Origin of the sequence: Sphingomonas sp. TREG-RG-20F-R18-01, assembly GCF_022662475.1 — a bacterium.
In the GTDB taxonomy this organism is placed as follows: Bacteria; Pseudomonadota; Alphaproteobacteria; order Sphingomonadales; family Sphingomonadaceae; genus Sphingomonas.
Map to the genome: position 1 here is coordinate 39605 of NZ_JAKNQQ010000008.1, position 25770 is coordinate 65374.

At 67.7% G+C, this 25770-nt stretch carries 18 protein-coding genes; 4 read left to right on the forward strand and 14 right to left on the reverse strand.

From position 1 onward, the window contains the following. Positions 1-219 precede the first annotated feature (219 nt). Positions 220-1647 (forward strand): hypothetical protein, encoded by a 1428-nt coding sequence (locus L8K25_RS17905; protein ID WP_242140359.1) that lies wholly within the window; start codon positions 220-222, stop codon positions 1645-1647. Between the two features lie 25 nt (positions 1648-1672). On the opposite strand, the gene L8K25_RS17910 is transcribed toward L8K25_RS17905, so the two are convergent. The 6 genes from L8K25_RS17910 to bamA form a co-directional block, all read right to left on the reverse strand. After that, positions 1673-3076, reverse strand: coding sequence for a TolC family protein (locus L8K25_RS17910; RefSeq protein WP_242140360.1), 1404 nt, complete (start codon positions 3074-3076; stop codon positions 1673-1675). A gap of 8 nt (positions 3077-3084) precedes the next feature. Further along, positions 3085-6285: a multidrug efflux RND transporter permease subunit gene (locus tag L8K25_RS17915; protein WP_242140361.1), complete on the reverse strand. Its 3201-nt coding sequence runs from the start codon at positions 6283-6285 to the stop codon at positions 3085-3087. A gap of 133 nt (positions 6286-6418) precedes the next feature. Further along, a complete protein-coding gene (locus tag L8K25_RS17920; RefSeq protein ID WP_242140362.1) occupies positions 6419-7675 on the reverse strand; it encodes an efflux RND transporter periplasmic adaptor subunit in 1257 nt (418 codons plus the stop codon). Continuing rightward, on the reverse strand, positions 7672-8064 hold the full coding sequence (locus L8K25_RS17925) for a hypothetical protein (RefSeq protein ID WP_242140363.1): 393 nt from the start codon (positions 8062-8064) through the stop codon (positions 7672-7674). Before L8K25_RS17925 ends, L8K25_RS17920 begins: the two co-directional genes overlap by 4 nt. A gap of 340 nt (positions 8065-8404) precedes the next feature. Next, entirely contained in the window at positions 8405-9019 is a 615-nt protein-coding gene (locus L8K25_RS17930; RefSeq protein ID WP_242140364.1) for a TetR/AcrR family transcriptional regulator, read from the reverse strand. 481 nt (positions 9020-9500) lie between these two features. Then, positions 9501-12095: an outer membrane protein assembly factor BamA gene (bamA, locus tag L8K25_RS17935; protein WP_242140365.1), complete on the reverse strand. Its 2595-nt coding sequence runs from the start codon at positions 12093-12095 to the stop codon at positions 9501-9503. 245 nt (positions 12096-12340) lie between these two features. Between bamA and L8K25_RS17940 the strand changes: the two genes are divergently transcribed. Next, positions 12341-12661 (forward strand): hypothetical protein, encoded by a 321-nt coding sequence (locus L8K25_RS17940; RefSeq protein WP_242140366.1) that lies wholly within the window; start codon positions 12341-12343, stop codon positions 12659-12661. A gap of 373 nt (positions 12662-13034) precedes the next feature. Here the strand turns inward: L8K25_RS17940 and L8K25_RS17945 are convergent, their stop codons facing one another. Together L8K25_RS17945 and L8K25_RS17950 are read right to left on the reverse strand one after the other, a co-directional pair. Next, positions 13035-14405: a HAMP domain-containing sensor histidine kinase gene (locus L8K25_RS17945; RefSeq protein ID WP_242140367.1), complete on the reverse strand. Its 1371-nt coding sequence runs from the start codon at positions 14403-14405 to the stop codon at positions 13035-13037. Continuing rightward, positions 14402-15136 carry a response regulator gene (locus L8K25_RS17950; protein WP_242140368.1) on the reverse strand — a complete coding sequence of 245 codons (735 nt, stop codon included), beginning with the start codon at positions 15134-15136 and terminating at the stop codon, positions 14402-14404. Before L8K25_RS17950 ends, L8K25_RS17945 begins: the two co-directional genes overlap by 4 nt. Before the next feature lie 186 nt (positions 15137-15322). On the opposite strand from L8K25_RS17950, the gene L8K25_RS17955 reads away from it, so the two are divergent. After that, on the forward strand, positions 15323-16132 hold the full coding sequence (locus L8K25_RS17955) for a response regulator transcription factor (RefSeq protein ID WP_242140369.1): 810 nt from the start codon (positions 15323-15325) through the stop codon (positions 16130-16132). Between the two features lie 184 nt (positions 16133-16316). On the opposite strand, the gene L8K25_RS17960 is transcribed toward L8K25_RS17955, so the two are convergent. The 3 genes from L8K25_RS17960 to L8K25_RS17970 all read right to left on the reverse strand — a co-directional run bounded on the left by L8K25_RS17960 (position 16317) and on the right by L8K25_RS17970 (position 21359). Further along, a complete protein-coding gene (locus L8K25_RS17960) occupies positions 16317-19121 on the reverse strand; it encodes a TonB-dependent receptor (protein ID WP_242140370.1) in 2805 nt (934 codons plus the stop codon). Positions 19122-19175: 54 nt separating this feature from the next. Beyond that, positions 19176-20090 (reverse strand): EthD domain-containing protein, encoded by a 915-nt coding sequence (locus L8K25_RS17965; RefSeq protein ID WP_242140371.1) that lies wholly within the window; start codon positions 20088-20090, stop codon positions 19176-19178. A 63-nt stretch (positions 20091-20153) separates the two neighbouring features. After that, a complete protein-coding gene (locus L8K25_RS17970; RefSeq protein WP_242140372.1) occupies positions 20154-21359 on the reverse strand; it encodes an MFS transporter in 1206 nt (401 codons plus the stop codon). Positions 21360-21465: 106 nt separating this feature from the next. Between L8K25_RS17970 and L8K25_RS17975 the strand changes: the two genes are divergently transcribed. Continuing rightward, a complete protein-coding gene (locus L8K25_RS17975; RefSeq protein ID WP_242140373.1) occupies positions 21466-22374 on the forward strand; it encodes a LysR family transcriptional regulator in 909 nt (302 codons plus the stop codon). A 75-nt stretch (positions 22375-22449) separates the two neighbouring features. On the opposite strand, the gene L8K25_RS17980 is transcribed toward L8K25_RS17975, so the two are convergent. The 3 genes from L8K25_RS17980 to L8K25_RS17990 all read right to left on the reverse strand — a co-directional run bounded on the left by L8K25_RS17980 (position 22450) and on the right by L8K25_RS17990 (position 25761). Next, positions 22450-23712: an MFS transporter gene (locus L8K25_RS17980; RefSeq protein ID WP_242140374.1), complete on the reverse strand. Its 1263-nt coding sequence runs from the start codon at positions 23710-23712 to the stop codon at positions 22450-22452. Between the two features lie 55 nt (positions 23713-23767). Further along, on the reverse strand, positions 23768-25018 hold the full coding sequence (locus tag L8K25_RS17985) for an arsenic transporter (protein WP_242140375.1): 1251 nt from the start codon (positions 25016-25018) through the stop codon (positions 23768-23770). Between the two features lie 317 nt (positions 25019-25335). Next, on the reverse strand, positions 25336-25761 hold the full coding sequence (locus tag L8K25_RS17990; RefSeq protein WP_242140376.1) for an organic hydroperoxide resistance protein: 426 nt from the start codon (positions 25759-25761) through the stop codon (positions 25336-25338). Positions 25762-25770: the final 9 nt, after the last annotated feature.

Here is a 25770-nt window from a genome sequence, read left to right on the forward strand (position 1 = left end):
CCGTGATGGTCCTCATGGCAGTAAAGGCAGGGTCGAGTTGCGATTGCCGGAACTGAGATCGCAGGGAATAGCTGTTCCGTTGACGAGCCATCAGTTGGCGCGAAAGCTCCATGCCGAATCGTCCCACTCCAGTGGGATGATCTGACGGCTGGCTGGGCATGTTCAGCAAGATGTTCATCCGCTATAAGGTCCCAAGCTGATCTATCGTGAAGAGGTAGTATGGTTCTGGCACTATTCTGGCTATGCGCGTTTGCAGCAATATGGTGCCCGATACGGATTGCCGTGTACATATTCCTTATCAGTATAAGCTTTGGAACATTTGCTGTCATTCCCCTCGATGTGACCAAGGGCGTCTCCTTTGTTCCCGTGATCATAATCTCACCCATCATTGTGGTCCGATTGATGTATAAGAGCGCTCCCGCCGATCTTCAGGACGCAACCTTGAACTGGCGCCATCTCGGTCTGCTTGCCTTCTTCTGCCTTTACGCTTTGACGCTGACCGTGGTCGCGCCGCGGATATTTGGCGGGGCACCGACGATTGGCCTCAATACCCAGCAGGAAACCCCGCTCGCCCCGGGGTTCGGGAATGTCACGCAGACCTTGTATTTGTTGAATTCCTGCCTGCTCGCGTTGGGGACATATCTGCTGCTGCTCCAGCAATCGGGCCGCGAAATTTTCCGTAAGGGGCTGATCCTGGGGGGAATGGCCATCGTGCTGAGCGGGGTGGCGGACATGCTCACCTATGGCAGCACCATATTGGATCCGCTGCGAACCGCTCCCTACGCCCTGTTGGGCAACGCCGACATGGCCGGCATGCGCCGCGTGATCGGGTTGCAGCCCGAGGCGTCCAGCTTCGGCTATGCCACGCTTTCGTTCGCGGCCACGCTCCTGTTCGCCCGTCCCGCACAGACGCTGAGCGCTGGCTGGCAGGTATTGGCGGCGCTCACCGGCTGGTCGTGCCTGTTCATGGCAGCGTTGTCGACGTCTTCGGGCGCTATCATGGGTATCTGCCTGCTCTTCGCGATTCTCGCCGGCGACACTGTGGTGCTGGCCGTCGCTGGTAGAACTGCGTTGGATCAGCGCATCCTTCGTTCGAACGTCCTCGTCCTGGCGGGTCTGGCCGTTGGCTTGGGCCTGATGGTCACCGTCTTGCCCGACGTGGGCAGCCAGTTGCTGCGGATTTTCGACGCAGCGATCCTCCAGAAATCGGGCAGCTCATCCTATGAAGAGCGATCCTATTGGAACAGTGTGAGTCTCGACGGCCTGAAGGCAACCGGCGGCTTCGGGCTGGGCATCGGCTCGACCCGGGCGTCCAGCTGGATCGTTGCGATCCTCTGCGCGACGGGTTTGATCGGCAGCCTATTGCTGGCCCTGTTCATCCTCAACGCCTTCCGTCAGCCGCTAGCGCATCTGGATCCGGCGGATCGGCTGTTCGTCCGGGGTACCAGGCGGGCGTTGGTCATTGCTTTCCTGCCGTTGGTCGGATCCGCGCCCTCTGCCGATTTCGGGGTACAGATCGCCATGATGTTTGCCGTGATGACGGCAATACCGGCAGCCCTGGCCGGACACCCGTCAGGACGAAAGCCTCTGCCTGGCCTGCGACATGCCGTTGCGCGGCCGCGCGCGCATCGATCGATTGGCGCATGACGTAGCCGGCACCAAGGCCGCGCCGTCAGCTTCGCTGCGTCTGCCAGCCTCCACCGAGCGCGCGAAACAGGTCGATCTGCGCGTCGGCGATCTGCGCATCGGCGTTCGCGAGCTCGGCGTCGGCATCGGCAAAGGTGCGCTCTGCGTCGAGTACCTCGAGAAAATCGATCGTTCCTTCGCGCTGCCGCGCGCGGGTAATGCGCGCGGCGGTGGCGGCATTGTCGCGCGCGGACTGGAGCTGCGTGCGGCGATCGAGTTCGCGCGCGTAGGTAGAAAGCGCGGTCTCGGTTTCCTCGAGTGCGGTCAGCGCGCTGCCATCGAAGGTCGCCAGCGCGCCGCGCGTCTCGGCCTTGGCCCCCGCGATCCGCGCACGCGCGGCCGACTGGTTCAGCGTCCAGTTGAGCAATGGCCCGACCAGCCAGCGCACCGGACCTCCGGTAAAGACGTCGCCGATCGTCGTCGCGGTCGAGCCGACCGAGCCGCCAAGCGAGATTTGCGGATAGAGTTGTGACGTCTCCACCCCGATCCGTGCGGTGGCGGCGGCGAGGCGCCGCTCCGCAGCGCGGACGTCAGGGCGGCGCGCGAGGAGCGCCGCGCCGTCACCGACCGGGATTGGCTGGTCGATCCGCGGGGTGGTGGTGCGTGCACCCGCGATCGCGGGAAGCGCCTGCGGTGTACGGCCGGTCAGCGTCGCCAGCCGGAACAGTGCGGCCTGCCGCTCGGCTTCGATCTGCGGGATGAGCGCGGCGCGCTGGTCGCGCAGTGCGGCGATGCGCGACTGGTCGAGCTTGGTCGCGCGCCCGGCATCGACGCGCTTGCCGGTCAAAGTGGTCGACGTATCGAGCAGGTTGACGATGCGCCGCGCGACCGCGAGCCGTTCGGCCGACGAGGCGGCGTCGACATAGGCGCGCGTCGTCTCCGCGACGATCGAGACGCGGACGGCATCGGCATCCGCCTGCGCCGCGCCGACATCGCCGCGCGCCGCCTCGACGCCTCGGCGGACCCGGCCGGACAGGTCGACCTCGTAGCTGACGTCGAGTCCGACGTCGTAGGTGGCCCGCTCGCGCGCAAAGCCGGGGAGGCTCTGCAATTGCGAGGCGCGCCCGTAAGTGCCGCTGGTGCCCGCATTCACCTGCGGTTCGCGGTCGGTCTTTGCACCGCGTAGCGATGCGCGCGCAGTATCGAGCCGCGCGACCGCGACGCGCAGGTCGGTGTTCGCCGCGAGTGCGTCGGCGACGAGACCGTCTAGGATCGGGTCGCGGTACATCCGCCACCAGTTCTGGTCGACGGGGGCAGTCATCGTCGCCGCGCTCGTCGAGACGAACGGCGCGGCGGCAGTTGGCGGGGGCAGGGGCGCGACGTAGGTGGGGCCGGCGGCGCAGGCGGAGAGCGCAAGTGCGGAGAGGCCGGTGAGCAGGAAAGTTTTCATGGGCGGTCCTATTCGGCTGGCTGCAGCGCGTGCGGCGCAACGGGGCCATATGGCGTGACGGGCAGGGGGGCAGGGCGACGTTCAAGCCGCTTCGCCAGCGCCCGCGCGACGACGTAGAAAGTGGGGGTGAACAGCAACCCGAAGCCGGTCACGCCGATCATCCCGAAGAACACCGCCGTCCCGAGCGCCTGACGCAATTCCGCGCCAGCCCCCTCGGCGATCACCAGCGGCACCGCGCCGAGGATGAACGCGAAGCTCGTCATCAGGATCGGGCGCAGACGGTCGGTCGCGGCGCGCACCGCGGCCTCGATCGGCGTGAGGCCATCCTCTTCCTCCGCCTGCTTGGCGAATTCGACCACTAGGATCGCGTTCTTGGCCGCAAGCGCGATCAGCACGACGAGGCCGATCTGCGTGAGGACGTTATTGTCCATCCCGCGCAGATTCACGCCGGTCATCGCCGCCAGCAGGCACATCGGCACGATCAGGATGATCGCAAGCGGCAGCGTCAGGCTCTCATATTGCGCGGCCAGCACGAGGAAGACGAACACCACCGCCATGCCGAAGACAAGCGCGGCGGTGCTGCCCGCCGACTTCTGCTGATAGGCGATGCCGGTCCATTCATGCGCGTAGCCGGTGGGCAAGGCGGTATCCGCGAGCTTCTCCATCGCGACCAACGACTGGCCCGAAGACGAGCCCTTGGCGGTGTCGCCATCCACCTCGACCGCGGGGAACAGGTTATAGCGCACGACCCGATACGGCCCGGTCTTGTCGCGGAAGGTCGAGACCGACCCGATCGGCACCATTTGCCCGGTGTTCGAACGCGTCTTGAGGTTGGCGATATCCGCCGTCGTGTTGCGGAACGGCGCATCGGCCTGCGCGGTGACGCGATAGGTGCGGCCCAGCAGGTTGAAGTCGTTGACGAACGCGGAGCCGAGATAGACCTGCAACGCCTCGAACACGCGCTCCGGGGGCACGCCCAGCATGTTCGCCTTGGTGCGATCGACATCCGCGAAGATACGCGGGGTGGCGGTGTCGAAGAAGGTGTAGACTTGCGCCAAGCCCTTGGTCTGGTTGGCCTTGCCGATCAGGTCATAGGCGGTCTTGCCCATCTCCCGATAGCCATGCCCCTGCTGGTCCTGCACCATCAGGCGATAGCCGCCCGCCGAGCCGATCCCTTGAATGAGCGGTGGAGGCACGATCAGCAGCCGCGCCTCGTTGATGTCGGCGGTGGCCTTTTGCGCTTCGGCCATGATCCCGGCGAAGGTTACGCCAAGCTTCTTGCGTTCTTCGAAGCTCTTGAGCGGAATGTAGGCGGCGGCGCTGTTCGGCGCGAGCGTCTGCGACGGGCCGTCGAAGCCCGCGAGCATCACCGCGCCCTTGACCCCGGCGAGCGGGAGGATGCGCTTGGCGACCTTCTGCATCACCGCATCGGTGCGTTCGACCGAGGAGCCGGGCGGGAGCTGGATCACGGTCAGGAAATAGCCCTGGTCCTGTGCGGGGACGAAGCCTGCGGGGGTGACGGTGAAGACGAAGGCGGTGAGCGCGATCAGGCCGCCATAGACGAGCATCATCTTGCGCGGTGCGCTGACGAGACGGAAGGTGAGGCGACCATAAGCGGCGCTCATCCGCTCGAACCCGCGGTTGAAACCGTCGCCCGCGCGCCGGACGAGGCGGGTCAGGCGACCGCCCGAATGCGCATCCGTGTGCGGCTTGAGCAGCATCGCCGCGAGTGCTGGCGACAGCGTCAGCGAAAGCAGCAGCGAGATGATCGTCGCGGTCGAGATCGTTACCGCGAACTGGCGGTAGAAGGCGCCCGACAGGCCGGTCAGGAACACGGTCGGGATGAACACCGCGCACAACACCAGCACGATCGCGACGAGCGCGCCCGACACTTCGTCCATCGACTTGCGCGCCGCCTCGAGCGGGGAGAGCCCGGCCTCGAGGTTGCGCTCGACATTCTCGACCACGACGATCGCGTCATCGACGACGATCCCGATCGCAAGCACCAGCCCGAACAGCGACAGGTTGTTGAGCGAATAGCCGACCGCCGCGAGCACCGCGAAGGTGCCGATCAGCGAGACCGGGATCGCGACGATCGGGATGATCGCCGCACGCCACTTCTGGAGGAAAACGAGGATGACGAGCACGACCAGCACCATCGCCTCGATCAGCGTGTGCTTCACCGCGTCGATCGACTGGGCGATGAATTCGGTCGGGTTGTAGATGACCTTGTAGGCGAGCCCCTTGGGGAATTTCTTCGACATCGTCTCCATCTCGGCGGACACCGCCTGCGCGGCGGCGAGCGCGTTGGAGCCGGGGCGCTGGAAGACCGCGGCGATGACGGTGGGCTTGCCGCTGAGATAGGTGTTCGCGCCATAATCCTGCGCGCCGAGCTCGACACGGGCGACGTCGGACACCTTGACCTGACGGCCGTCGGTGTCGGTGCGGATCACCACGTCGGCGAACTGCTTAGGGTCGGTGAGGCGGCCCTGCGTTTCGACGTTGAGCTGGAACGCGTTCCCCGTCGCATAAGGCGGCTGGCCGAGCGTGCCCGCTGCGACCTGGACGTTCTGCGCGCGCAGCGCGGCGACGATTTCGCCCGCGGTCAGGTTGAGCGCGGCGGCGCGGCCGGGGTCGATCCACACGCGCATCGAATAATCGCGCGCGCCGAACAGTTGCACGTCGCCGACGCCGTCGATGCGGCTGAGGCGGTCGCGCACCTGCGTCAGCGCGTAATTGGAGATGTAGCCGCGATCGAGCGAGCCGTCGGGCGAGACGAGGTTGACGACCATCAGGAAGTCGGGGCTGGTCTTGCGCGTCACCACGCCCAACCGCTGGACGTCCTCGGGCAGGCGCGGGACGGCGACCGCGACGCGGTTCTGCACCAGCACCTGTGCCGCATCGAGGTTGGTGCCGATCTTGAAGGTGACGGTGATCGTCACCTTGCCGTCGCCGGTCGATTGCGACGACTGGTACAGCATATTGTCGACGCCGTTGATTTCCTGCTCGATCGGCGCGGCGACGGTTTCCGCGACCGTCTCGGCGGATGCGCCGGGATAGACCGCGCTGACGGTGACGGTGGGGGGCACGATGTCGGGATATTGCGACACGGGGAGGCCCATGTACGCGATCAGCCCGACGATGGTGATGACCACCGCGATGACCCCGGCGAAGATCGGCCGGGTGATGAAGAAGCGCGAGAAGCGCATGATGCGAGTTCCTATTCCGCGGGCACACTCCCTCCTTCCCCGGCGGAGGCCGGGGCCCAGGAGTGGAACGGCAGTGAATGGAGCCGAGAGTGCGTCCCGACTGGGCCCCGGCCTGCGCCGGGGAAGAAGGCGGTTATCTGGTCAGCGTCGCTTCGCCTGCGATCGGCTGCGGCATCGGAGCGGACGCATCCGCCGACACTGCGATCTTGCCCAACGTGGGCGCGACCTTTGCCCCGGGCATCGCCATCTGCGTGCCCTTGATGATGATCCGGTCCTGCGGGCCGACGCCCGAGCGGATCACCCGCATCCCGTCGACCACCGCGCCGAGCACCACCGGCTTGGCAGTGACGACGTTGTTCCGGTCGACCGTCAGCAGCACCTTGCGCGCCTGATCGGTCTGCACCGCATCGTCGGGGACGAGCAAAGCGGGTTTGGTTCCGGCGCTGGCGAGGCGCATGTTGCCGAACATCCCCGGCGTCAGGAACAGCCCCGGGTTGGGCAGCACCGCGCGCCCGCGGATCGTCCCCGAATGCGTGTCGAGGCCGTTGTCGGTGAAGTCGAGCTTGCCCTTCCAGCGGTGGCTGGTCTCGTCCTGCAACTGGATCTCGACCGTGGGGGCGGCGGCGCCCGGCTGGCGCGAGCGCTGCGTCTTGAGGAACAAGGCTTCCGATCCGTCGAAGGTGAAGTAGATCGGGTCGAGCGCGTTGATCGTGGTGAGCACGGTGCCGCCGGTGCCTTCGCCGCCCGCGACCTGATTGCCCGCATCGACCTTGCGGTCCGAGATGCGCCCGCCGATCGGCGCGCGGATCTGGGTGAACGACACGTCCAGCGCGCGCGCGCGAACCCGCGCCTGCGCGGCGGCGAGCCCAGCCTGGGCGGCCTGGAGCTTGCCGCGCAGCGCATCGACTTCGCCCGCCGACACCGCATCGTCCTTGATCAGCCGCGTCGCGCGGCCGAGGTCGGTGCGCGCCAGCACTAGCGCACTCTGCGCGCTCGCCTCGTTGGCGCGCGCTTCCGCCAGCGCCGCGGCGAAGGGGCGCGCATCGATCGTGAACAGCAACTGCCCCGGCCGGACGACGTCGCCATCGTGGAAATGCACGCCGGTCACCTCACCCGCGACGCGCGGGCGCACCTCGACCGAACGGCTCGGTGCGAAGCGGCCGACATAATCGTCCCACTCGCTCACCTGACGGACCAGCGGCGCGGCGACCGTGACCGCAGCAGGGGGCGGCGCGGCGGCGACCGCGTCGGAATGGTCGAACAGCTTGACGCCGACCACCCCGGCGATCGCGATCGGCACGAGAATCAGTCCGCGTGTCTGCCAGCGCGACCGGCGCGCCATGGCTCCGCGGCTGTCCTGCGCGGTTTCGATCGGGGTGATCATGTTCATGCGGAGACTCTCCGACTGTTCTGGCCGACGCGCAGGCCGGTGACGCTGGTGACCAGCGTCTCCATCTGCGCTTCGGAAAAACCGTTTTCGTGGAAATTGGCGATTTCGGTCACGGGCAAGGCGTAGCCACGGTGGCGGGCGTAGACCGCGGCGCGGCGCAGCGCCTCGAGCTTGGGGTCGGCGAGCCGCGATGCGGCGCCGCGCCCGAACAGGCCGCCGAGCGCGCGCGACATCCGGCCGGGCGTGCGCAGGCTTCCCAGCGAATCGCGCTGCGACAAGGCGATCACGCTCCATTCGAGCGCGGAAAAGCTCGCCCGGGGCGCGGCGCTCGCCGTGGTGCGGCTGGCGACGGGGGCGGCGAACGGGTGGTCGATATCGTAATAAGCCATGGAAAATTCCCCCTTTGGGTCTTTGCCGGTCATCGGGACGAGCGACGGCCTCGCGCGGACGAAACATCGTCAACGTTGCACCTGTCGCAGGCGTGAAGGCCCGGCGGCGCAAACACGGTCGTGCCGTGCCGGACGGGTCTATCGTATTGAAAAAACACGCAGCATCGCTGCAGGCACGATCAGGTGGCGGTGGTGATCATGGGCGGTAACCCTTCTGTCGATGCCGGGGCCGCGGGAGGAACCAGCTTCAGTACCAGTCGGTATATAAAGGGCGGATGCAGCGCGTCAACTGCATTCTATACCGTTCCGAATAATTATCGCGGGCCGAACGGAAAACCGCTTATTTCGTCGGCCAGACCGCCATGCTGGTCGCGACCAGTTCGCTCAGCTGCACGCACGTCGCGCCGGACCCGCCCTGCAGCGCCATGCCCTGCAGGATCGCGAACAGATAGCGGGTGAGCGCGGCCGGGGTCATGCCGTCGGGGAGTTCCCCCGCTGCCTGCGCCTGTTCGAACCGGCGAATCAGCGCGGCTTCCGAGGATGCCCGGCGCTTGACCACCTCGGCCTTGATCGGCTCGGCCTCCGCGCCACAGGTGGCGGCGCTGATCACCCCGAGGCAACCCTTGGGATCGCAGGTGCTCATCTGCATCTCGAGCGCGCCGTGGAGCAGGCGCTCTGCCACGCCCCGTGCGGTGGGCGCCTCGAGGGCGGAGGTCATGTAGGCGAGCTTTTCGCGCTCGTAGAGGTCGAGCGCCTTGTGAAACAACGCTTCCTTGTTGCCGAACGCCGCGTACAGGCTGGGCTTGGTGATTCCCATCGCGCTGGTCAGCTCGGCCATCGACGCGGCCTCATAGCCGTTGCGCCAGAACACGAGCAACGCCTGCCCGAGCGCCTCGTCGATGTCGAACTCGCGCGGCCTGCCTTTCGGTGCCGGGGTGGAGCAAACGCTATTCATACCGGGCGGTATATAGGCATTCGCGACCAAACGTCCAGCGACGGGACCGTTGGCGTTCGACACGAACGCGACGGTCGCATGAGGGCTCGGCTCCCGGGCGCGGAGGCGCTGCAAGCCGCAACCGCCAGCCGCCGATCCTGCGGCACCATCAGGAGCAGGCGAGCACCTATCCGTCGACCTACCATCCATATGGTCGGTCGTTCTTCTCGGGAGGTTCGTGGAGGTCCTGAGGGTTGGGGCGTTCCGGGTGGACGCCCTCCGTTTGTCATGACGCCTTTGCAAAAGCCGCCCGGCGCCTCGTCCGTCACCCCGGCGGAGGCTGGGGCCGTGTAGTTACCCGGGCGCGGCGGGGCGATGCGGTGCTGTATCGCCGGTCGCGCGCGTCACCATGGCGGCCCCGGCCTTCGCCGGGGTGACGGACGAGGGGGCAGTCGCGCCAGTCCGGGCTGACGACGGTGAAGGTGTCCAGGGTCCGCCCCCCTCAGAACTGCCCGCCGACGTTGAACGTCACCAGCTTGGTATCGTCGCCCTTCTGCTTGAGCAGCGCCTTCGCCAGATCGATCCGCAGCGGGCCGAACGGCGAGTTCCAGTTGACCCCGATGCCGATCGAGACGCGCGGCTTCGGGCTGTTGCCGGAATAGGTCTCGCGGTAGTTGCTCAACGCATAGGTGTACGGCGTGCCGGTGTTGGTCGTCGTGCTGTTGCCGGACGAGTCGAGGTACAGCGGCGCGCCACTGCTGTTGGTATATTGGCGGTTGGTCGTGGTGCAGGCGACGCCCGCGACGATCGCGGCGGCGCAACTGTCCGCGAGCGTCGGCGTCTTCCCGCCGAACACCGCGCCGATATCGGCATAGATCGACGGCTGCAGCCCCAACTCGCGCATCCCCGCGCCGAGCGGCAGCTCCATCTCCAGCCGCCCGCGATAATAGGTGTCGCCGCCGAGTGCTTCCGAGGTGTTGTTGCTGGCGGCGGTGAGCGTCGCTGGGATCGTCGACGTGTCGTAATAGCTTCGCGTCACGCGCGGCCCGACCCCGCGAATGTCGAACCCGCGCATCTGCGGGTCGCCGAGGAAGAAGCGGTCGGTCAGCCGGACGTCCTGCCTGATCCCCTGGATATGCCCCCCCTCGGCCTGCGCGTTGAGCACGAAGCCCGAGCCGAGGCCCCAGTATTTGGACGCGACGATGGTCGAGCGGAGATAATGCGTATCGCCGCCCAGCCCCGCGAAATCCTGGCTGATCGACAGGCGCGAGCCCTTGGTCGGGTTGAGCCGGTTGTTGAGCGAATCGAAGATGATCGAATAGCCGACCGACGAGGTCCAGCGGTTGCCGACCGCGTCGCACAGATAGGATCCCGCAAGCGCCGTGTCGCAGGTGCCGTTGGTGTAATAGGTCGCGGCATCGAGCGAGACCTGGTCGTAGCTGAGGCCGTAGCGCGTCGAGGCGGTCCAATATTCGCTCAGCGGCAAGGCCGCGCGGACCTGGAACCCGGTCGACAGCTGGGTGTAGGTCGTCGTGTTGGTATCGCCGATCGTATTGTACGAGCGATAGTCGCGCCGGAAGATGTCTCCGCCGAGCGCGATATTGGTGTCGAACAGATAGGGTTCGGTGAAGCCCAGCTCGACTGACTTGGAATAGGTCGAATAGCTCACGCTCGCGCGCAGTTCCTGGCCCTTGCCGCGGAAATTGCGCTGCTTGATCGACGCCTGGATGATGAACTTCTCGAGGCTCGAATAGCCCGCCGACAGCGACAGCTCGCCGGTCGATTTCTCCTGCACGTCGGCGGTCAGCACGACGCGGTCGGGGGCGGAACCCTGGCTCTGCTTGATCTCGAACTTGTCCTGGAAATACCCCAGCGAGTTGATCCGGTCCTGTGAGCGCTTGACCTGGAAACTGCTGAACGCATCGCCCTCGGCCAGCCGGATCTCGCGGCGGATGATCTTGTCTTGCGTCTGCGTGTTGCCGTTGACGTCGATCCGCTCGATGTAGGTGCGCTTGGCCTCGGCGACGTGGAAGTTGATCCCCATCGTCAGCGTGTCCTTGTCGCGCTGGAAATCGGGGCTGACGTCGACGAAGGCATAGCCGAACGCGCCCGCCGCCTGGCTGAGCGAATCCACCGCGGTCTCGACCTGCTTGGCGTTGTACCAGCTACCCTTGACGATCCCGAGGCTCGCGGCGAGCTTCGTGTTGTCGAAGTCGCGAATGTCGCTGTCGACCGTCACGTCGCCGAATTTGTAGCGTTTTCCTTCCTCGACCACGTAAGTGATGATGAAGTCGCGCTTGTCCGGGGTCAGCTCGGCGACCGCGGAGATGACCTTGAAGTCGGCATAGCCCTCGGTCAGGTAGAATTGCCGCAGCTTCTGCTGGTCATAGGCGAGGCGATCCTGGTCGTAGCTGGTGTTCGCGCTCAACAGCGTCTTGAGACGCGCTTCCTTGGTGGCCATCTGCTCGCGCAGTTTGCCTTCCGAGAACACCGTGTTGCCGAGGATGTTGATCTGGCGGACCTTGGACTTCGGGCCTTCCGACACCTCGAAGATGACGTCGACGCGGTTCTGGTCGAGGTTGACCATCTTCGGCTCGACGACGGCGGCGAACCGCCCCTGCCGGCGATACAGTTCGATGATCCGCGCGACATCCTGCCGGACCGCGGTGCGGGTGAAGATCTGGCGCGGGGCGAGCTTCACCTCCTTCTTGATCTTGTCCTCCTTCAGCCGCTTGTTCCCCTCGAACAGGATGCGGTTGATGATCGGGTTCTCGCGGACGCGCAGCACGATGGCGCCGGTCTCGGCGCCCGCGATCGACACGTCGGCGAACAGGTCGCTCGCGTAGAGATCCTTGATCGCCTGATCGAGTGTTTCGTTGGTGAACGGCTGGCCGGTGCGCAGCCTGGTATAGGACAGCACCGTCTCGGGCTCGACGCGTTGCGCGCCCTCGACCCGGATCGACCGGATCGGGCGCTGGGCGGCCGGTGTCGGGGCTGCGGGTGGCTGTTGCCGCGAGAGGACCTTCGGAGGAGCCGTGGTCCCCGACACGGCGGCGGTTGCGAAAACGATCGGGCCAACGCCCAACACCAAAAACATCACTGCATCTCCAACCAGCCGTCGGGCTAGGGAGGCGATGTGTCCGGCGGATTTTCGCGTGTGACACCCGCGCCACGGCATGCGTCGCGGCGGGCACAATCGGTCATGGCGATCAACGTGCGCGCCGCCGCGACCCGGCTCTGTGTCGTCCCAGCCAAGCGCGGGACACGCGGCAGACATTCAGCGGGCGCACCAGAGCCCGACGCACCGTTCCCCCTCCGGCGCGTTTGTCTGAAAGGCTTGCCATGTACGTTGCCATTAAGAGTCCGATCGTTCCCGAGCCCAAGGTCGAGGAACCGCCCTATGTCGACAATCCGTTCGCGCCGGAGATTTTCGCGACGGGCTATTCGGGGCTGGCCAACATGGGCGGCGTGATCGTGATGACGCTGGAAAGCGCGCGCTGCGACCACAGCCGTCCGCAACCCGCGCTGGAGCGGGTCGTGGTCGGGCGCGTCGCCTTCACGCCGACCGCCGCGCTCGAGCTCGTCACCGGGCTCAACCAGTTTCTCGAGCAGCAGGGCATCAGCCCCTCCAAGATGCTGGCGGCCGGGGCGACCTTCCAGTGATCGTGCGGGTGGCGCTCTTCGTGGTGTCGACCTGGTGGCGGCTCGTTCCATGAAGGTGGCGAGCGCCCTGGACCGGTGCTGGAACCACTCTCGACTTGCGCCGTCACCCCGGCCCTGGGCGAGGCCACTGCGAAAGTCGGTATACGAGCCCTTCGTTTGTTGTTTTCCCGCGAAGGCGGGAATTCAGGGCCAAGCAAAACAACGGCGTACAGTTCTCGCGACTCCTGGACTCCCGCCTTCGCGGGAGAACTGATATGGTTTCGCAGAGGCCATGCCCTGTGCGGGGTCCACCGTGGTTTGCGTCCGTAAACCGATGGAATGGCTGCACGGTGGACCCGGAACAAGCGCGGGGTGACGGCGGCGGCAAGATCCGTCACACCGGCAGCGTCACGCGCGCGAGCAACCCGCCGCCCGGACGCGACGCGATCGTCGCGTCCCCGCCGTGCGCCCGCGCGACCGCGCGGACGCTCGCCAGGCCAAGTCCCGTGCCGCCGGTGTCGCGACTGCGCGAGCGTTCGGCGCGGAAGAACGGTTCGAACGCGCGCACCAGGTCGGACGGGAGCATCCCCGGCCCGGTATCCGCGACCTCGATGATCGCGACCCCCCGCTCCGATCGCAGCGTGACCTCGGCATTGCCCGCATATTTGACCGCATTGCTCACCAGATTGGTCAGCAACGCCTTGAGCGACGGCGCGTCGCCCTCCATCACGATCGACGGACCGGCATGGAGCATCACGTCGCCGCCCGCGTCGCTCGCATCGGACACGACGCTCTCCGCGAGCGAGCGCAGGTCGAGCCGCTGCCGCCGGACATGCCGCGTCATCTCGCGGACGAACGCCATCGCCGCGCCGATCCGGTCGCTCATCTCGCGAATGTCCTCTTCCCCCGCCAGCCGCAGGTCGTCGGGCGCCTTTTCCAGCCGGAGCGACAGCCGCATCAGCGGCGTGCGCAGATCGTGCGCGACCGCGGCGATCAGCGTCGTGCGATCCTCGACATAGCGGTTGAGCCGTTCCTGCATCTGGTTGAACGCGGCCGCCGCCTCGGCGATTTCGGACGGTCCGGTCAGCGTCAGCGGCTCGGCACGCGGGTCGCGGCCGAGCCGGTCCGCCGCCGCCGCGAACAGCGCGATCGGCTTTGCGATCCGCCGCGATACGCCCCAGGCCAGCGGCGCGATCGCCACCGCGGCCAGCACGAACCACAGGACGAAGCGCATCCGCCACGGGCTGAGCAGCCGTTCGACCGGCTCGACCATCAGCCACGTGCCGTCGGGCCGGCGGATCGACACGGTGAAATCGCCGAACAGCGCATCGTCCATCGCGCGATGTTGCCGCGGGCCCCCCATCCCCATCGGGAGCGGGGGGCGGAACACGCCGATGATCGTCGGCCCCTTGTGCTGGCCGGATTCGACGAGGACGGACGCGGCCGGCAAGCGCAGGTCCGACGCGATCGACCGCGCCAGCGCCAGGTCGCGCGGATTCTCCGCCGCGGCGCGCGGCGCGCCCGTCGCATGGATCGTCAGCAAATGGCTTGCGTCCCGCCCGGTGCGCGCGACGGTGGCGATGCGGCTCGACGTGAAGATGACGGGCGAGGGCGGCGGCATCAGCACGAACGCGCCGAAATTGAGCACCTGGACGAACAGCACCGTCACCAGCATCGTCGCGAAGATGCGCAGGAACAGCGGCCAGGAGCGCGACAGGCTCCCGGGCAGGGCGACGACCGACGCGCGCCTGGCGAGCGCGGTCATGCGCGGGTTACCGTCGGCACGAAGAAATACCCTTCATTTCGGATGGTGCGGATGATCTCGTCGTCGCGCGCGCGCAGTTTCCGGCGCAACCGGCTGACCTGCACGTCGATCGCACGGTCATAGGCATCGCTGTCGGGACCGCGCGCGTCCTCGAGCAGCGAATCGCGGGTCAGCACCCGGCGCGGACGTTTCACGAACGCGCGCAGCACCGAGAATTCGCCGTCGGTCAGGTCGACCAGCATCCCGCTGCCATCGACCAGCTCGCGCGCCGCGAAATCGACGCGCCAGTCGAGAAAGCAGTAATAGCGTGGCTCGGCGGCGATCTCGTCGCGCGCGCGCAGTGCCGCGCGGACCGTGGCGAGGATCTCGCGCGCGCTGCACGGCTTGGTCAGATAATGGCTCGCGCCCATTTCCAGGCCGAGGATCCGGTCGGGCTCGTCCCCCAGCGCGCTGAGGAAGATGATCGGCGGTCCCCCGCGCAGCGCGATCCGCCGGCACGCGGAAATCCCGTCCTCCCCCGGCATCATGATGTCGAGCAGCACCAGCGATACCGGATGCCGCGCCAGCGCGACGTCCATCTCCTGCGCGCTGGCCGCGGTCTCGACGCGGTAGCCGTGCCGGCTGAGGCTTTCGGTCAGCAGCGTGCGGATGGCGTGGTCGTCATCGACGACCAGCACGGTCGGGGTATCGCGCGGCGGCGGCACGGGGTTGGGCTGGGGGGCCATTGTCATCGCGTTGCGATGCGGTTGCGATGTGTCCGGGATGTGTCCGTCCGAACGTGGAGCGACCCGCCCCGCAGCACACCGCAGTCTTTGTGCCGATTTCGATACCCCGGGAAACAAGCCGGAAAAGAAAGGACGCCATGGGCGGGGTGCAGTTCGTCGCCGCAGCAACTTTCCCTCAGGAGTCGCATGATCATGACATTCCATACCAGCGGTGACACCATGTCGTCCGGCCTTGCCCAGGCTGCCCTGCCGATTGCCTCCGGCGCAAGGATCGTGATCGTCGACGACGATCCCGGCGTGCGCGAGCTGCTGACCGAGTTTCTCGTCGAGAACGGCTTCGGCGCCGAAGGCGTCGCCAATGGCGCGGCGCTGCGCGAACGGCTCGAACGGCGCGACTGCGACCTGATCGTGCTCGACATCATGATGCCGGGCGAGGACGGTCTGTCGGTCCTGCGCTCGCTGATGCATGTCGAGGATGGTCCCGGAATCATCATGTTCTCCGCCATATCGAGCGAGATCGACCGGATCGTCGCGCTCGAGATGGGGGCCGACGACTATATCCTCAAACCGTCCAGCCCGCGCGAGATCATGGCGCGGATCCGCTCGGTGCTGCGTCGCCGTGCGGCGACGGCGGCGCGGGGAACGGCGACCGGCATCGGTCAGGCGACGACGCCGCCGACGGATTGCTTCGGCTTTGCCGGATGGACGTTCGACGCGCGACGCCGCAAGCTGACCGCGCCGAGCGGCGCGATCGTCGCGGTGACCGAAACCGAATATCGCATGCTCGCCATCTTTCTGCGCGATCCGCAGATCGTGCATTCGCGCGAAAATCTGGCAGACCTGACCGGGCGCGACAGCCCGACCTGCAATGATCGCACGATCGACGTCCATGTCAGCCGGCTGCGCCGCAAGCTGTCGGCCAACGGTGGGGACGAGATCATCCGTACGGTCCGCAATCGCGGGTATCTGTTCCTGCCGCGGGTCGAGGCGCGGGTCGCCTGACTTCGCGGTGAAGCGGGGCCGGTTGCCCCTGGCGACCGGCCCCGCTCCCGCATCAAAGGGCGACGTGCACCGATCCGACGAACGTGCGCGGCGACCCGAAGGCGTAGCGCGTCGTGCCGGCGGCGTTTGCCCCGGTCGACGGACGCTGCGGGATGGTGCGGGCGTTTCATGCCGGGCCAAGCGGCTAGAACAACCGCCGCAGCGACAGGCTGATCGTCCGCCCGAGCGGATCGATCGCGGCGGCCTGGTACAGCAACGGGGTCGCGCCGGTCGCATCGCGGACATGCTGGCGCGCGTCCGCGACATTGCCGATCGCGAGCGTCACCCGTGTCGCGCGTGCCCACCGGCCCGCGAAGCGTTGCTCGAGGTTGGCGAACAGCCGGACGTCGAGCGTCGCGAGCGCGGCGAAGCGCAGCGTGCCCGCGGCGGTCGTCGCCGCCGTCACGGTCGTCGCGCTTTTCCAGTTTCCGCTCAGCCGCAGGCCGATCCCGTTGTCGACGATCCCGGCCTCGCCCTGGACGGCGTGCCGCGGCTGGCCGCCGGTCCCGGTCGATCCACCATCGAGCAGGTCGATCGACGCGCCGCCATCCCGCAGGACGATCCGATCGCGGAAATACCAGCTGTGGAACAGCGAGACTTGCAGCCGCATCGCCGTGTCGCCGCCGTTGCCACCGGGAGGACCACCGGGAGGACCACCGGGACCGCCAAACCCGCCAGGACCCCGCGGACCGCCGGGGCCGCCGAAGCCTCCCGGCGGCGGCCCCATTCCGTCTGGGGGCGGACCCGGCGGCGGCCCGTCGCCCTCGGCGAAGCCGGGCGGCAGATCGCGCGGCAGTTCGCGCGGCAGTTCGGGTGGGGGCAGTGCGTCCGCGCGCATGCGGTGGCCCTCGACCACGATATCGTCGCCATCCGCGCCCGGGGTGGCACGGTCCGCGCGGGTCGCGACCGATCGCGCGTCGCCGTCCCGCGGAACGTCGCGCGGTACGCCATGGCGCAGCAGGAAGGGAGGCGGAGCCCAGTTGGCCGGGGGGCGCGGCCGCGTCGGGGACCGCAGCACCTGCGAGAAGGTCAGCCCGGATCGCAGTTCGCGGCGCGCCTCACGCGCATAATTGACCGCGCGGGCATCGACCGACACGAGCGTGCCCGCGGAATCGCGCACGTAGCGATCGGGAAACGCCGCCTCGACCGCGGCGGTGAGCGTCGGCAGCGATCCGATCGCATTGTCGGTCCGGCTGTCGATGTACGTGGCGCTGAGCGTCAGCTTGGTTTTCGCCGCGGCGATCGCCGCCGCGGACAGGCCCAGCTTGAAGACATGCCGGTCGTCCGCGGTCAGCGTCGCGGATCCCCCGCTGATCTGCGTCACCGCGACGGTCCGTCCGCGCACGTAATCATAGACGAGCACGTTGGCGGTACGGATCGTCGGTGCATTGAGTTGCTGTAGCGTCGGCGCGACGCGATCCTCGTTGACCGCGACGATGACGCCGATCCCCTTGCGCGGGGTCCAGTTGAGCCCGTAGCCGAGCGTGCCCAGCGCGCCATAGTCCGACAGCTGCGTCGTGCCGAGATTGACGTTGGCGGAGAGCGTCCCGATCGCATCGAGGAAGCCGGTCTTGCTGCTGGTCAGTGGCACGTCGAGGCTGGCCTGCGCATTGTAGTCGGACCGGCGGAGCGTAGCGGCGCTGGCTGCCCCCGCGCCGCTGCTCCCGGATGAAAGCGCGCTGAACCCGCCACCGATGCGCAGGCTGGCACGCGCCGGGCCGGCGGGCAGGGAGAACAGCTTGCCCATCGCGACCACGCTTGCGCTCCCGGTGTCGGCAACGGCGCTCGCGTGCTGGCGCCGTGCGATCCCGAGCGCGGCGGCGGATAGCGGGCCGTAGGGATTGACGGTCGGATCGCCCGCGTCGATCGCGGCCTGCACGGTGCTGCTTTCATACCCCGCATCGGTCGCGGTGCGCGTGTCGCTATGGTCGAGCGTGCCGATCATCGACAGCTGCCAGTCCTTGGACAGGTCCGCGTCGAGGGTGATGCCACCATGGGCGGTCGCCGTCGCGCTGTGCTGGCGCAGCGGCGCGCTGGACAGGAACCGGGTGATCGTGGCGGCGTCGTCGCTGCGCGCGAAGGGACTGTCCGCCGGCACCGAGAGAGTCGCGGTCGGCAGGCCGTTGCGCGCGGCGCTCGTCTGATAGGCGCCATTGGCGTTGAGCGACGCGGTCAGCGCGTCCGACAGGCGGTGCGCGAACGTGCCGTTGAGCGTGTAGCTGCGCGTATCGGGCTGCAGCGTGCGAAAGGGGGTGTCGTCCGCCACCGCGCCGGTGGGATCGGTCGCCGCGCTGGTCGAGACCAAACCGCGGTCGCTTTGCAGCAGCGCCGCGCTTGCTGCCGCCTTGGCGGAGAGGCTGAAGCGGTCGCTGTCGTGGATGCGCACATAGCTGAGGACGCCAGCGCCGTTCTCGCCCCCGCCGTCGGTCGCGCGGCCGCCGGTGGCGTTGGCGACGCGGGCGATGAACCGCCGCCGCAGGATGACGTTGACGACCTTGCGTTGCGCATCATAGCCATATTTGAGCGCGACCTCCTCGGGCAGGATGTCGATGCGCAGCACCGCCTCGGTCGGCAGGTCGCCGACCTCATTGACGCCGGAAACGCGCTTGCCGTTGACCAGCACGACCGGCGCACTGCTGCTGTCCCGTCCTTCATCGCTTTGCGTCTGGTCGGCGATGGCATCGAGCAGATCGCTAATGGTGGACACGCCATAAGCGGCGATGTCCGCCGGGTTCAGCCGGTTTTCGGGCGGAATGTCACCAACGACCGAACCGGGGAGCGCACGGCCCGTTACGACGATGTCGTCGCCGGTGGTCTTGGGCGTCACGCCCCCGGCCGGACCGCCGGCGTGCGCGGGAGCGATCGCGCCGAAGGTCGCGCCCATGAGGAGGACGCCGTGGCGCAGGGACGGGTGGGTGCGGGTCCGTTGGCGCAGGCGGGGGCGTTTCATATCCCCCGCCCGCTATCGGCCGATCATTTCGGCCGCATTTCCGCGCGCGGTCGGTTAGGGTTTTCCTGACAGGATCAGCTGACGGACGTCGTCCGCCGTCTGGTTGTTCGCGCCAAGCCGCTCGATCAACTGCGCCGGACGGCTGCCGCGCAGGCCGGCCAGCGTGAGCGCCTTGTCGCGGACATAGGTGTACACCCCGCTGACCGCAAAGGCGGTGGCGTGGCGGATATGCCTGCGCTGCTCCGCCTCGGTCGCGCGGAACGCGTCGCTTTCCAGGAAGGCGCGGCGGGTCAGCGGAGTCTCGAAGGCGAGTTCGAGGATGGCGATCGCGGCGCGCTCTGGGGGAACGAGATGATCGACGTTCGGGGCGGGCGGCGCCGGGTTCGCATTGTCATAGCGATCGGGCAGATGCAGCCGCACCTTCAGGACCGCGGGCTCCGCCGCCAATTGCGCCGCGAACGCGCGGAGGAAGGTGCCGAAGGCGTCGAGATCGTCCCCCGCCGCGCCCAGATGGACGTGAATCCGGTCGAAGCCGTCGTCGGCATTGGGTACCGCGTCCGGAATACGGTCGACCAGCGTCTGCGATCCGTCGGGCAGGGCATAAGCGACGGTCGCCTCGAACATGTTCTGTTCGTCGGCGAACAGGATGTGGCTGGCGTCGTTGAACGTGGCCTGGTCCGCGGCCGAGGCGAACCCGATCTCGACCCCGCCATCCAGTTCATAATCGGGGAAGGGTGTGATCCCCTCGACCGGCGGCCAGAGATGGGCGTCCTGTTCCCGGTCGAAATGGTTCTGGACGTACCAGCCGAGCCCCGGGATGCGCGAGCAGAGCGGCCCGTGCACGTCGCGCCAGTAGGTCGCGAACAGATCGTGCGGCACGCGCGGGCGGCGCAGCACGGTGGTGTAGCTGTTGATCGCGATGCTGGCGTCGCGCTCGGCGTAATTCTGGTCGATCGGGAGCTTTGCCATGACGGTTCTCCTGGGTGGCAAGGAACGGATGCTGCGGGCGTGTGCAAGTCGATGGGTGGGGCGTCAGCTCGCCGCGCGTGCCTTCAGCCGCGCAACGAGCGGCGTGAGCAGGACGGCGAGCAGCGCGATTCCGGCGGCGACATAGCCGACGCTCGGCAAACCCCAGTGCAGGATGATCGTTCCGCCGATGATCGCGCCGAGGCCGATCCCGGCATTTGCCATCGACACGTTGAGCGTACCGGCAAGCGCCTGCGCATGGCTCGCCGACTGCATCACGCGAACCTGGCAGATCGGGTAGAGCGCGGTGTTCGCGACACCCCATACCGCCAGCGCGACGCCCAGCCAGACCGGCGACCCGGCGAGCAGGGTGGTCGCCGCCACGCCGATCGCGAGCACGAGCGCGGCGATGGCGGTGACGAGCAACGGCCCGCGTCCGACGAACTGGCCACCGAGCCAGTTGCCGCCCAGCCCGACGATGCCGAAGCCCATCAGCCACCAGCCGACCTGACCCGCCGGGATATGCGCGATCTGCTGCAGCGTGTCGGCAAGGTAGGTATAGGCCGTGAACATCGCGGTGAAGACCACCACCGACAGGATGACGTTGCCGAGGAAATACGGGTCCTTCAGGATCTTCGCCTGTTCGGCGAGCTTGACGCGCGGCGGCTTGGCCAGGGTCGGCATGACGAGGAACAGCATCGCGCCCATCACCAGCGACAGCCCCGACAGGCCCCAGAAGGTCCCGCGCCAGCCGAACGCCTCGGATGCCAGCGTCCCCAGCGGAATGCCGAGCACCATCGCGCCCGAAATGCCGAGATAGACATTGGCGACCGCCTTGCCCGCGCGTTCCGGTCCCGCCAGTTCGCCGGCGGTCTCGCTCGCGGTGCCCCAGAAGACGGGAAGCGCGAGCGCCGGCAAGAACCGCGCAAAGCCGAGGATCCAGATGTTGGGCGCTGCCGCCGCCAGCGCATTGGCGCCCGCGAAGATCAGCAGGATCACCACGAACAGCCGCTTGCGCTCGAAATGCGAGAGCATCGCGGTCAGGAACGGTCCCGCCAGCATCACGGTGAAGGCGAACAGCGTCACCAGCTGCCCCGCCGCGGCGATCGAAATGCCGAGATCCCGCGACAGGCTCGGCAACAGCCCGACGATGATGAATTCGGTGGTCACGATCACGAACGCGGAAATCGCGAGCAGCAGCACGGCAAGGCCGTTGCCGCGCGGTTCTGCGCGTGCGTCGCGGGATGGGGACGATAGGGTGGTGGTCGGCATCAAAGGGTCTCCGGCGGATCGTCTTCTATGTAGGAAGACAAATCGGATCGTCTCGCGCTAAAAATTCGTGTTACTAGTGACCGTATTTCCGCAATCGAGGGCTGCAATGATTCCGTCGGAACGCCTAAAGGGGATCGAGGCCTTCGTCACCGCCGCCGACGCGGGCAGCTTCGCCGCTGCTGCGGGGCGGTTGCACCTGACGAGTTCGGCGATCAGCAAGAGCATCGCCCGGCTCGAGACCCGTTTGGGCAGCCGGCTGTTCGATCGGACCACGCGACGGCTTACGCTGACCGACGCCGGCGCCGCTTTCTACGAAACGTGCGTCCGTGTGCTCGCGGATCTTGCGGAGGCCGAGGCGGTCCTTGCGTCCCACCGGTCCGACATCGTCGGACGCCTCAAGGTCGACGTGCCGGTCGCTTTCGGGCGGATGCGGGTGTTGCCGTTGCTGCTCGATTTCGCCGAACGCCATCCCAATGTCCGTCCGAACATCACCTTTACCGACCGGGTGGTCGACGTGATCGAGGAAGGCGTCGACGTCGCGGTACGGATCGGGACGCCGACCGCCTGGCCGGAAGCGCTCGGGCATCGCTATCTCGGCACCGAACGGGTGATCTTCTGCGCCGCGCCCGCGTATCTCGACCAGCATGGCCTGCCGCGGACCGTGGACGAGCTCGCGACGCGCGACTGTATCCTGTACGGTCGAGCGGACGGCAGCACGATCGCATGGCGCTTCGGCGATGCGGCGGGCGGGGTCGAGCAGCGCACGATGGACGGGCGGATCGTGCTCGGCAGTGCCGAGGCGCAGGTCGAGGCGGTCGGGGCCGGGTTCGGGATCGCGCAGCTGGCGACCTGGCTGATCGCCGCGGACCTGCAGCGCGGCGACCTGGTCGAGATCCTGCCGGGACAGGCGACCGAAGGTCTCCCGCTCCACCTCGTCTGGCCGCGCAGCCGGCAGTTGAGCCCGAAGGTCGACGCGCTGCTGGCGGTGCTGACGGAAGGGTTGCGGGTGGAGTGAGCTCGGTCCCTCAGACCCTGTCGTCACCCCGGCCGAGGCCGGGGCCGCCATGCTGCGGGCACCGCGCCGCCCGCATCACCCCTTCGCCGTCTTCGTCTCGGGCATGGCGAGCAGGTACAGCACGAAGCCGGCCCCCGCGATCGCCGCGAGCGTCAGGAAGCTGACGCTATACCCGGCCCAGACGATGATGCTGCCCGCGAGCGATGCCGACAGCGCGGCACCCAGCCCCTGCGTCGTCGCGACCGCGCCCTGGCTGACGTTGAACCGTCCGGTCCCCTCGGTCAGGTCGGCGATGATGACCGGGAACAGCGCCCCGAAGATCCCCGCGCCGACGCCGTCGAGCGCCTGTACCCCGACCAGCCAATAGGGATCGTTCGACAGCGTGTAGAGCGCACCGCGCGCCGCGAGGAAGCCGAAGGCCAAGAGGAAGATCGGCTTCGTGCCCCAGCGTTCGGTGTTGCGTCCGACGACGATCGCGACCGGGACCATCACGAGCTGCGCGGCGACGATGCAGGCCGCGGTGAGCGAGGTCGCCTGATCCTTGCCGACGGTCTTCGCCAGCAACTGGCTCACCGACGTGAGCATGGCTGCGTTGGACAGGTGAAACAGGAACGCGATGCCGGCGAACAGCATCAGCGGGCGGTTCTCGACCAATGCCTTCCATCCGCTGGGTTCCGCGCAATCGTCCTCCGGTTCGCATTCGAGCCCGCGCGCGACGGCGTTGTCGATATCCGCGTTGCGGATGCGGAAGGTGGTGGCGATGCTCGCCACGGTCAGCCCGGCCATCAACCAGAACACGACCACCGGCCCGAACTTCCAGGCGAGCACGCCCGCAAGCGCGGCGGACACCGCGTTGCCGGCATGGTTGAACGCCTCGTTGCGCGCGATGCGCTTGGCGAACAGCTTCGGCCCGACCAGGCCAAGCGTGATCGCCGAAATGGCGGGGGCGAAGACCGCGCCGGCGACCGCGGCGATCGACTGGGTCACCGTCACCGCGGCAAAGCCCGACGCGATCGGCAAGGACAGGCTGCTGATGGTGACCAGCAAGGCCGCGATCATCACGATGCGGGGCTTGTTCCTGCTGCGATCGATCAGGCTTCCGGCGGGGGTCTGCGCGAGCAGGCCGACGATCCCCGCGATCGTCAGCACCAGCCCGACGGTCGCCTCGTTCCAGCCATGCGCCGGACCGCGAACCGCGACGAGATAGATCGCCAGATACGGCCCGAGGCCGTCGCGCACGTCCGCCAGGAAGAAGTTGAGCGCGTCGAGCGTACTGCCCGCGGAGGAACCGCGCGGGGTCGATCCGCCGGTCGCAATGGTCGCAGAAGCCGTGGCCATAAGGGATCTCGCAGGAGCTAGGGTGTGAAGGAAGCGAAGGGCAGGACGGGCCGGATCAGCCGAGGATCAGCCGCGCCGCGAGCGCGGCCGCCAGCGCGGGAAGCATCGTCACCGCGCCGACCTTGAGGAATTGCCAGAAGCCGACGTCCTCGCCCTCGCGACGGATCGCCTGGAGCCAGAGGATCGTCGCGAGCGAGCCGGTGATCGACAGGTTGGGACCAAGGTCCACGCCGATCAGCAGCGCGTCGACCATCATCCGCGGGGGATGCGCCTGCGCGAGCGCGCTGCTCGCGATCAGGCCGGCGGGCAGGTTGTTGATGAGATTGGAACCGACCGCGAGCACGGTGCCGGCGATCGCGCTGCCGCTCGCGGGGTCGGACGCGAGCGCATGCAACGCCCGCGCGACGTGGCGGATGACGCCGGTATGGTCGAGCGCCTCGACCAGCACGAACAGGCCGGCGACGAGCGGCAGGACGCTCCACGACACGTCCTTTGCCACCGCGATCGGCGAGGAGCGCGTCAGCGCCGAGACGACTACCATCGTCGCGATGCCGGCGATGCAGGTCGGCAGGCCCAGCTGAACGTCGAAGGCCGATGCCAGCAGCAGGATCGACGCGGTCGCGATGATTCCGGCCAGCGCGGTCTTGCCCCCGGTGGACAAGGGCTCGCGCTCGACCGACGCGGCGCAGTCCCCTGCGATCCGGCTGCGCTCGACCCAGCGGAGTACCAGGAACGTCACCACGATCGCCGCTACCGACGGCAGCGCAAACGCGCCGAACCACTGGCCCAGCGGCGGCATCTTTCCGCCATACAGAACGAGATTGGCGGGATTCGAGATCGGCAGGACGAAGCTCGCGGCGTTGGCGATCAGCGCGCAGGCAAACAGCAGCGGGAGCGGCTCGGCCTTCGCCTTGCGTGCCGCGGCATAGACCGCAGGCGTCAGGACGACCGCGGTCGCGTCATTCGACAGGAAGGTCGTGGTGACCACGCCGGTCGCGTACATCAGCAGGAACAGGCGGGGGCGGGACCCTTGCGCCTGGTTGACGGCCGTCGCCGCGACCCAATCGAACAGGCCCTGTTGGCGGCAGGTTTCGCTCAACAGCATCATGCCGACCAGGAACAAATAAACGTCCAGCCCCTTGCCGACCGCGCCGACCGCGGCGTCGATCGGGAGCAGCCCGAACACGAGCAGGACGAGCGCGCCGAGCACCGCCCAGATCGCCTCCGGCCACCGGAAGGGACGCAGGACGACGCCCGCGGTGGAGGCCGCACAGATGCCCCAGGTCGCGCCCGTCGCAAGGATCACGCGCAGCGGCTTCCGGCGCGCGCGCGCAGCGGCAGGTGCGGACAGTTCGGGGTCGGCGGGGAAGCTTTGAAAGTCTCGGTCATTACGCGGGCTCCGACGGTCAGCCGCCTCAACGAAGAAGGACCGATCTGGTCGCATCGCCGCACGAGGGAATTCGCGGGGCAGCGTTTCCGAATAACAGAGGCTTATCAGCGGGATGACCGCGAGCGCCTGAACCGTCCGATTCAGTTTCGGTTCAGAAGGGTTAACGCGGCCCTTGCCGCCGTCCGGTCGGGGGCCGCGCCGCCGGCCGGAGACCGGGCGGCGCGGCAGAAGTGTCAGGCGATGTGCAACCCGACATCGACGTTGTTGCGGGTCGCGTTGGAATAGGGGCAGACTTCATGCGCGGCGTGCGCAAGCTTTTCTGCGTCCGCCTTGTCGACGCCGGGCAGGGTGATCGTCAGGTCGACGGTGATTCCGAAGCCACCCTCGGACCGCGGACCGAAGCCGACTTCCGCAGTGACGGTCGTGTCGGCCGGAACCTTCACGCCGACCTTGCCCGATACCGCCTTCATCGCGCCGATGAAGCACGCCGAATAGCCCGCCGCGAACAGCTTTTCGGGATTGGCGCCGTCGCCGCCCGGGCCACCCATTTCCTTGGGCACGACCAGCTTCACGTCGACCGAGCCGTCATCGGAGCGGGTCGATCCATCGCGTCCGCCGGTGGCGGTGGCGCTGGTCTTGTAGATTACGGATACGGACATGGGATACCT

Excerpts from the sequence above, each read along its gene's own strand:
- L8K25_RS17905 (WP_242140359.1), top strand. The coding sequence starts at position 220 with ATGGTTCTGGCACTATTCTGGCTATGCGCGTTTGCAGCAATATGGTGC.
- L8K25_RS17910 (WP_242140360.1), bottom strand. The coding sequence starts at position 3,076 with ATGAAAACTTTCCTGCTCACCGGCCTCTCCGCACTTGCGCTCTCCGCC.
- L8K25_RS17915 (WP_242140361.1), bottom strand. The coding sequence starts at position 6,285 with ATGCGCTTCTCGCGCTTCTTCATCACCCGGCCGATCTTCGCCGGGGTC.
- L8K25_RS17920 (WP_242140362.1), bottom strand. The coding sequence starts at position 7,675 with ATGAACATGATCACCCCGATCGAAACCGCGCAGGACAGCCGCGGAGCC.
- L8K25_RS17925 (WP_242140363.1), bottom strand. The coding sequence starts at position 8,064 with ATGGCTTATTACGATATCGACCACCCGTTCGCCGCCCCCGTCGCCAGC.
- L8K25_RS17930 (WP_242140364.1), bottom strand. The coding sequence starts at position 9,019 with ATGAATAGCGTTTGCTCCACCCCGGCACCGAAAGGCAGGCCGCGCGAG.
- bamA (WP_242140365.1), bottom strand. The coding sequence starts at position 12,095 with ATGTTTTTGGTGTTGGGCGTTGGCCCGATCGTTTTCGCAACCGCCGCC.
- L8K25_RS17940 (WP_242140366.1), top strand. The coding sequence starts at position 12,341 with ATGTACGTTGCCATTAAGAGTCCGATCGTTCCCGAGCCCAAGGTCGAG.
- L8K25_RS17945 (WP_242140367.1), bottom strand. The coding sequence starts at position 14,405 with ATGACCGCGCTCGCCAGGCGCGCGTCGGTCGTCGCCCTGCCCGGGAGC.
- L8K25_RS17950 (WP_242140368.1), bottom strand. The coding sequence starts at position 15,136 with ATGACAATGGCCCCCCAGCCCAACCCCGTGCCGCCGCCGCGCGATACC.
- L8K25_RS17955 (WP_242140369.1), top strand. The coding sequence starts at position 15,323 with ATGACATTCCATACCAGCGGTGACACCATGTCGTCCGGCCTTGCCCAG.
- L8K25_RS17960 (WP_242140370.1), bottom strand. The coding sequence starts at position 19,121 with ATGAAACGCCCCCGCCTGCGCCAACGGACCCGCACCCACCCGTCCCTG.
- L8K25_RS17965 (WP_242140371.1), bottom strand. The coding sequence starts at position 20,090 with ATGGCAAAGCTCCCGATCGACCAGAATTACGCCGAGCGCGACGCCAGC.
- L8K25_RS17970 (WP_242140372.1), bottom strand. The coding sequence starts at position 21,359 with ATGCCGACCACCACCCTATCGTCCCCATCCCGCGACGCACGCGCAGAA.
- L8K25_RS17975 (WP_242140373.1), top strand. The coding sequence starts at position 21,466 with ATGATTCCGTCGGAACGCCTAAAGGGGATCGAGGCCTTCGTCACCGCC.
- L8K25_RS17980 (WP_242140374.1), bottom strand. The coding sequence starts at position 23,712 with ATGGCCACGGCTTCTGCGACCATTGCGACCGGCGGATCGACCCCGCGC.
- L8K25_RS17990 (WP_242140376.1), bottom strand. The coding sequence starts at position 25,761 with ATGTCCGTATCCGTAATCTACAAGACCAGCGCCACCGCCACCGGCGGA.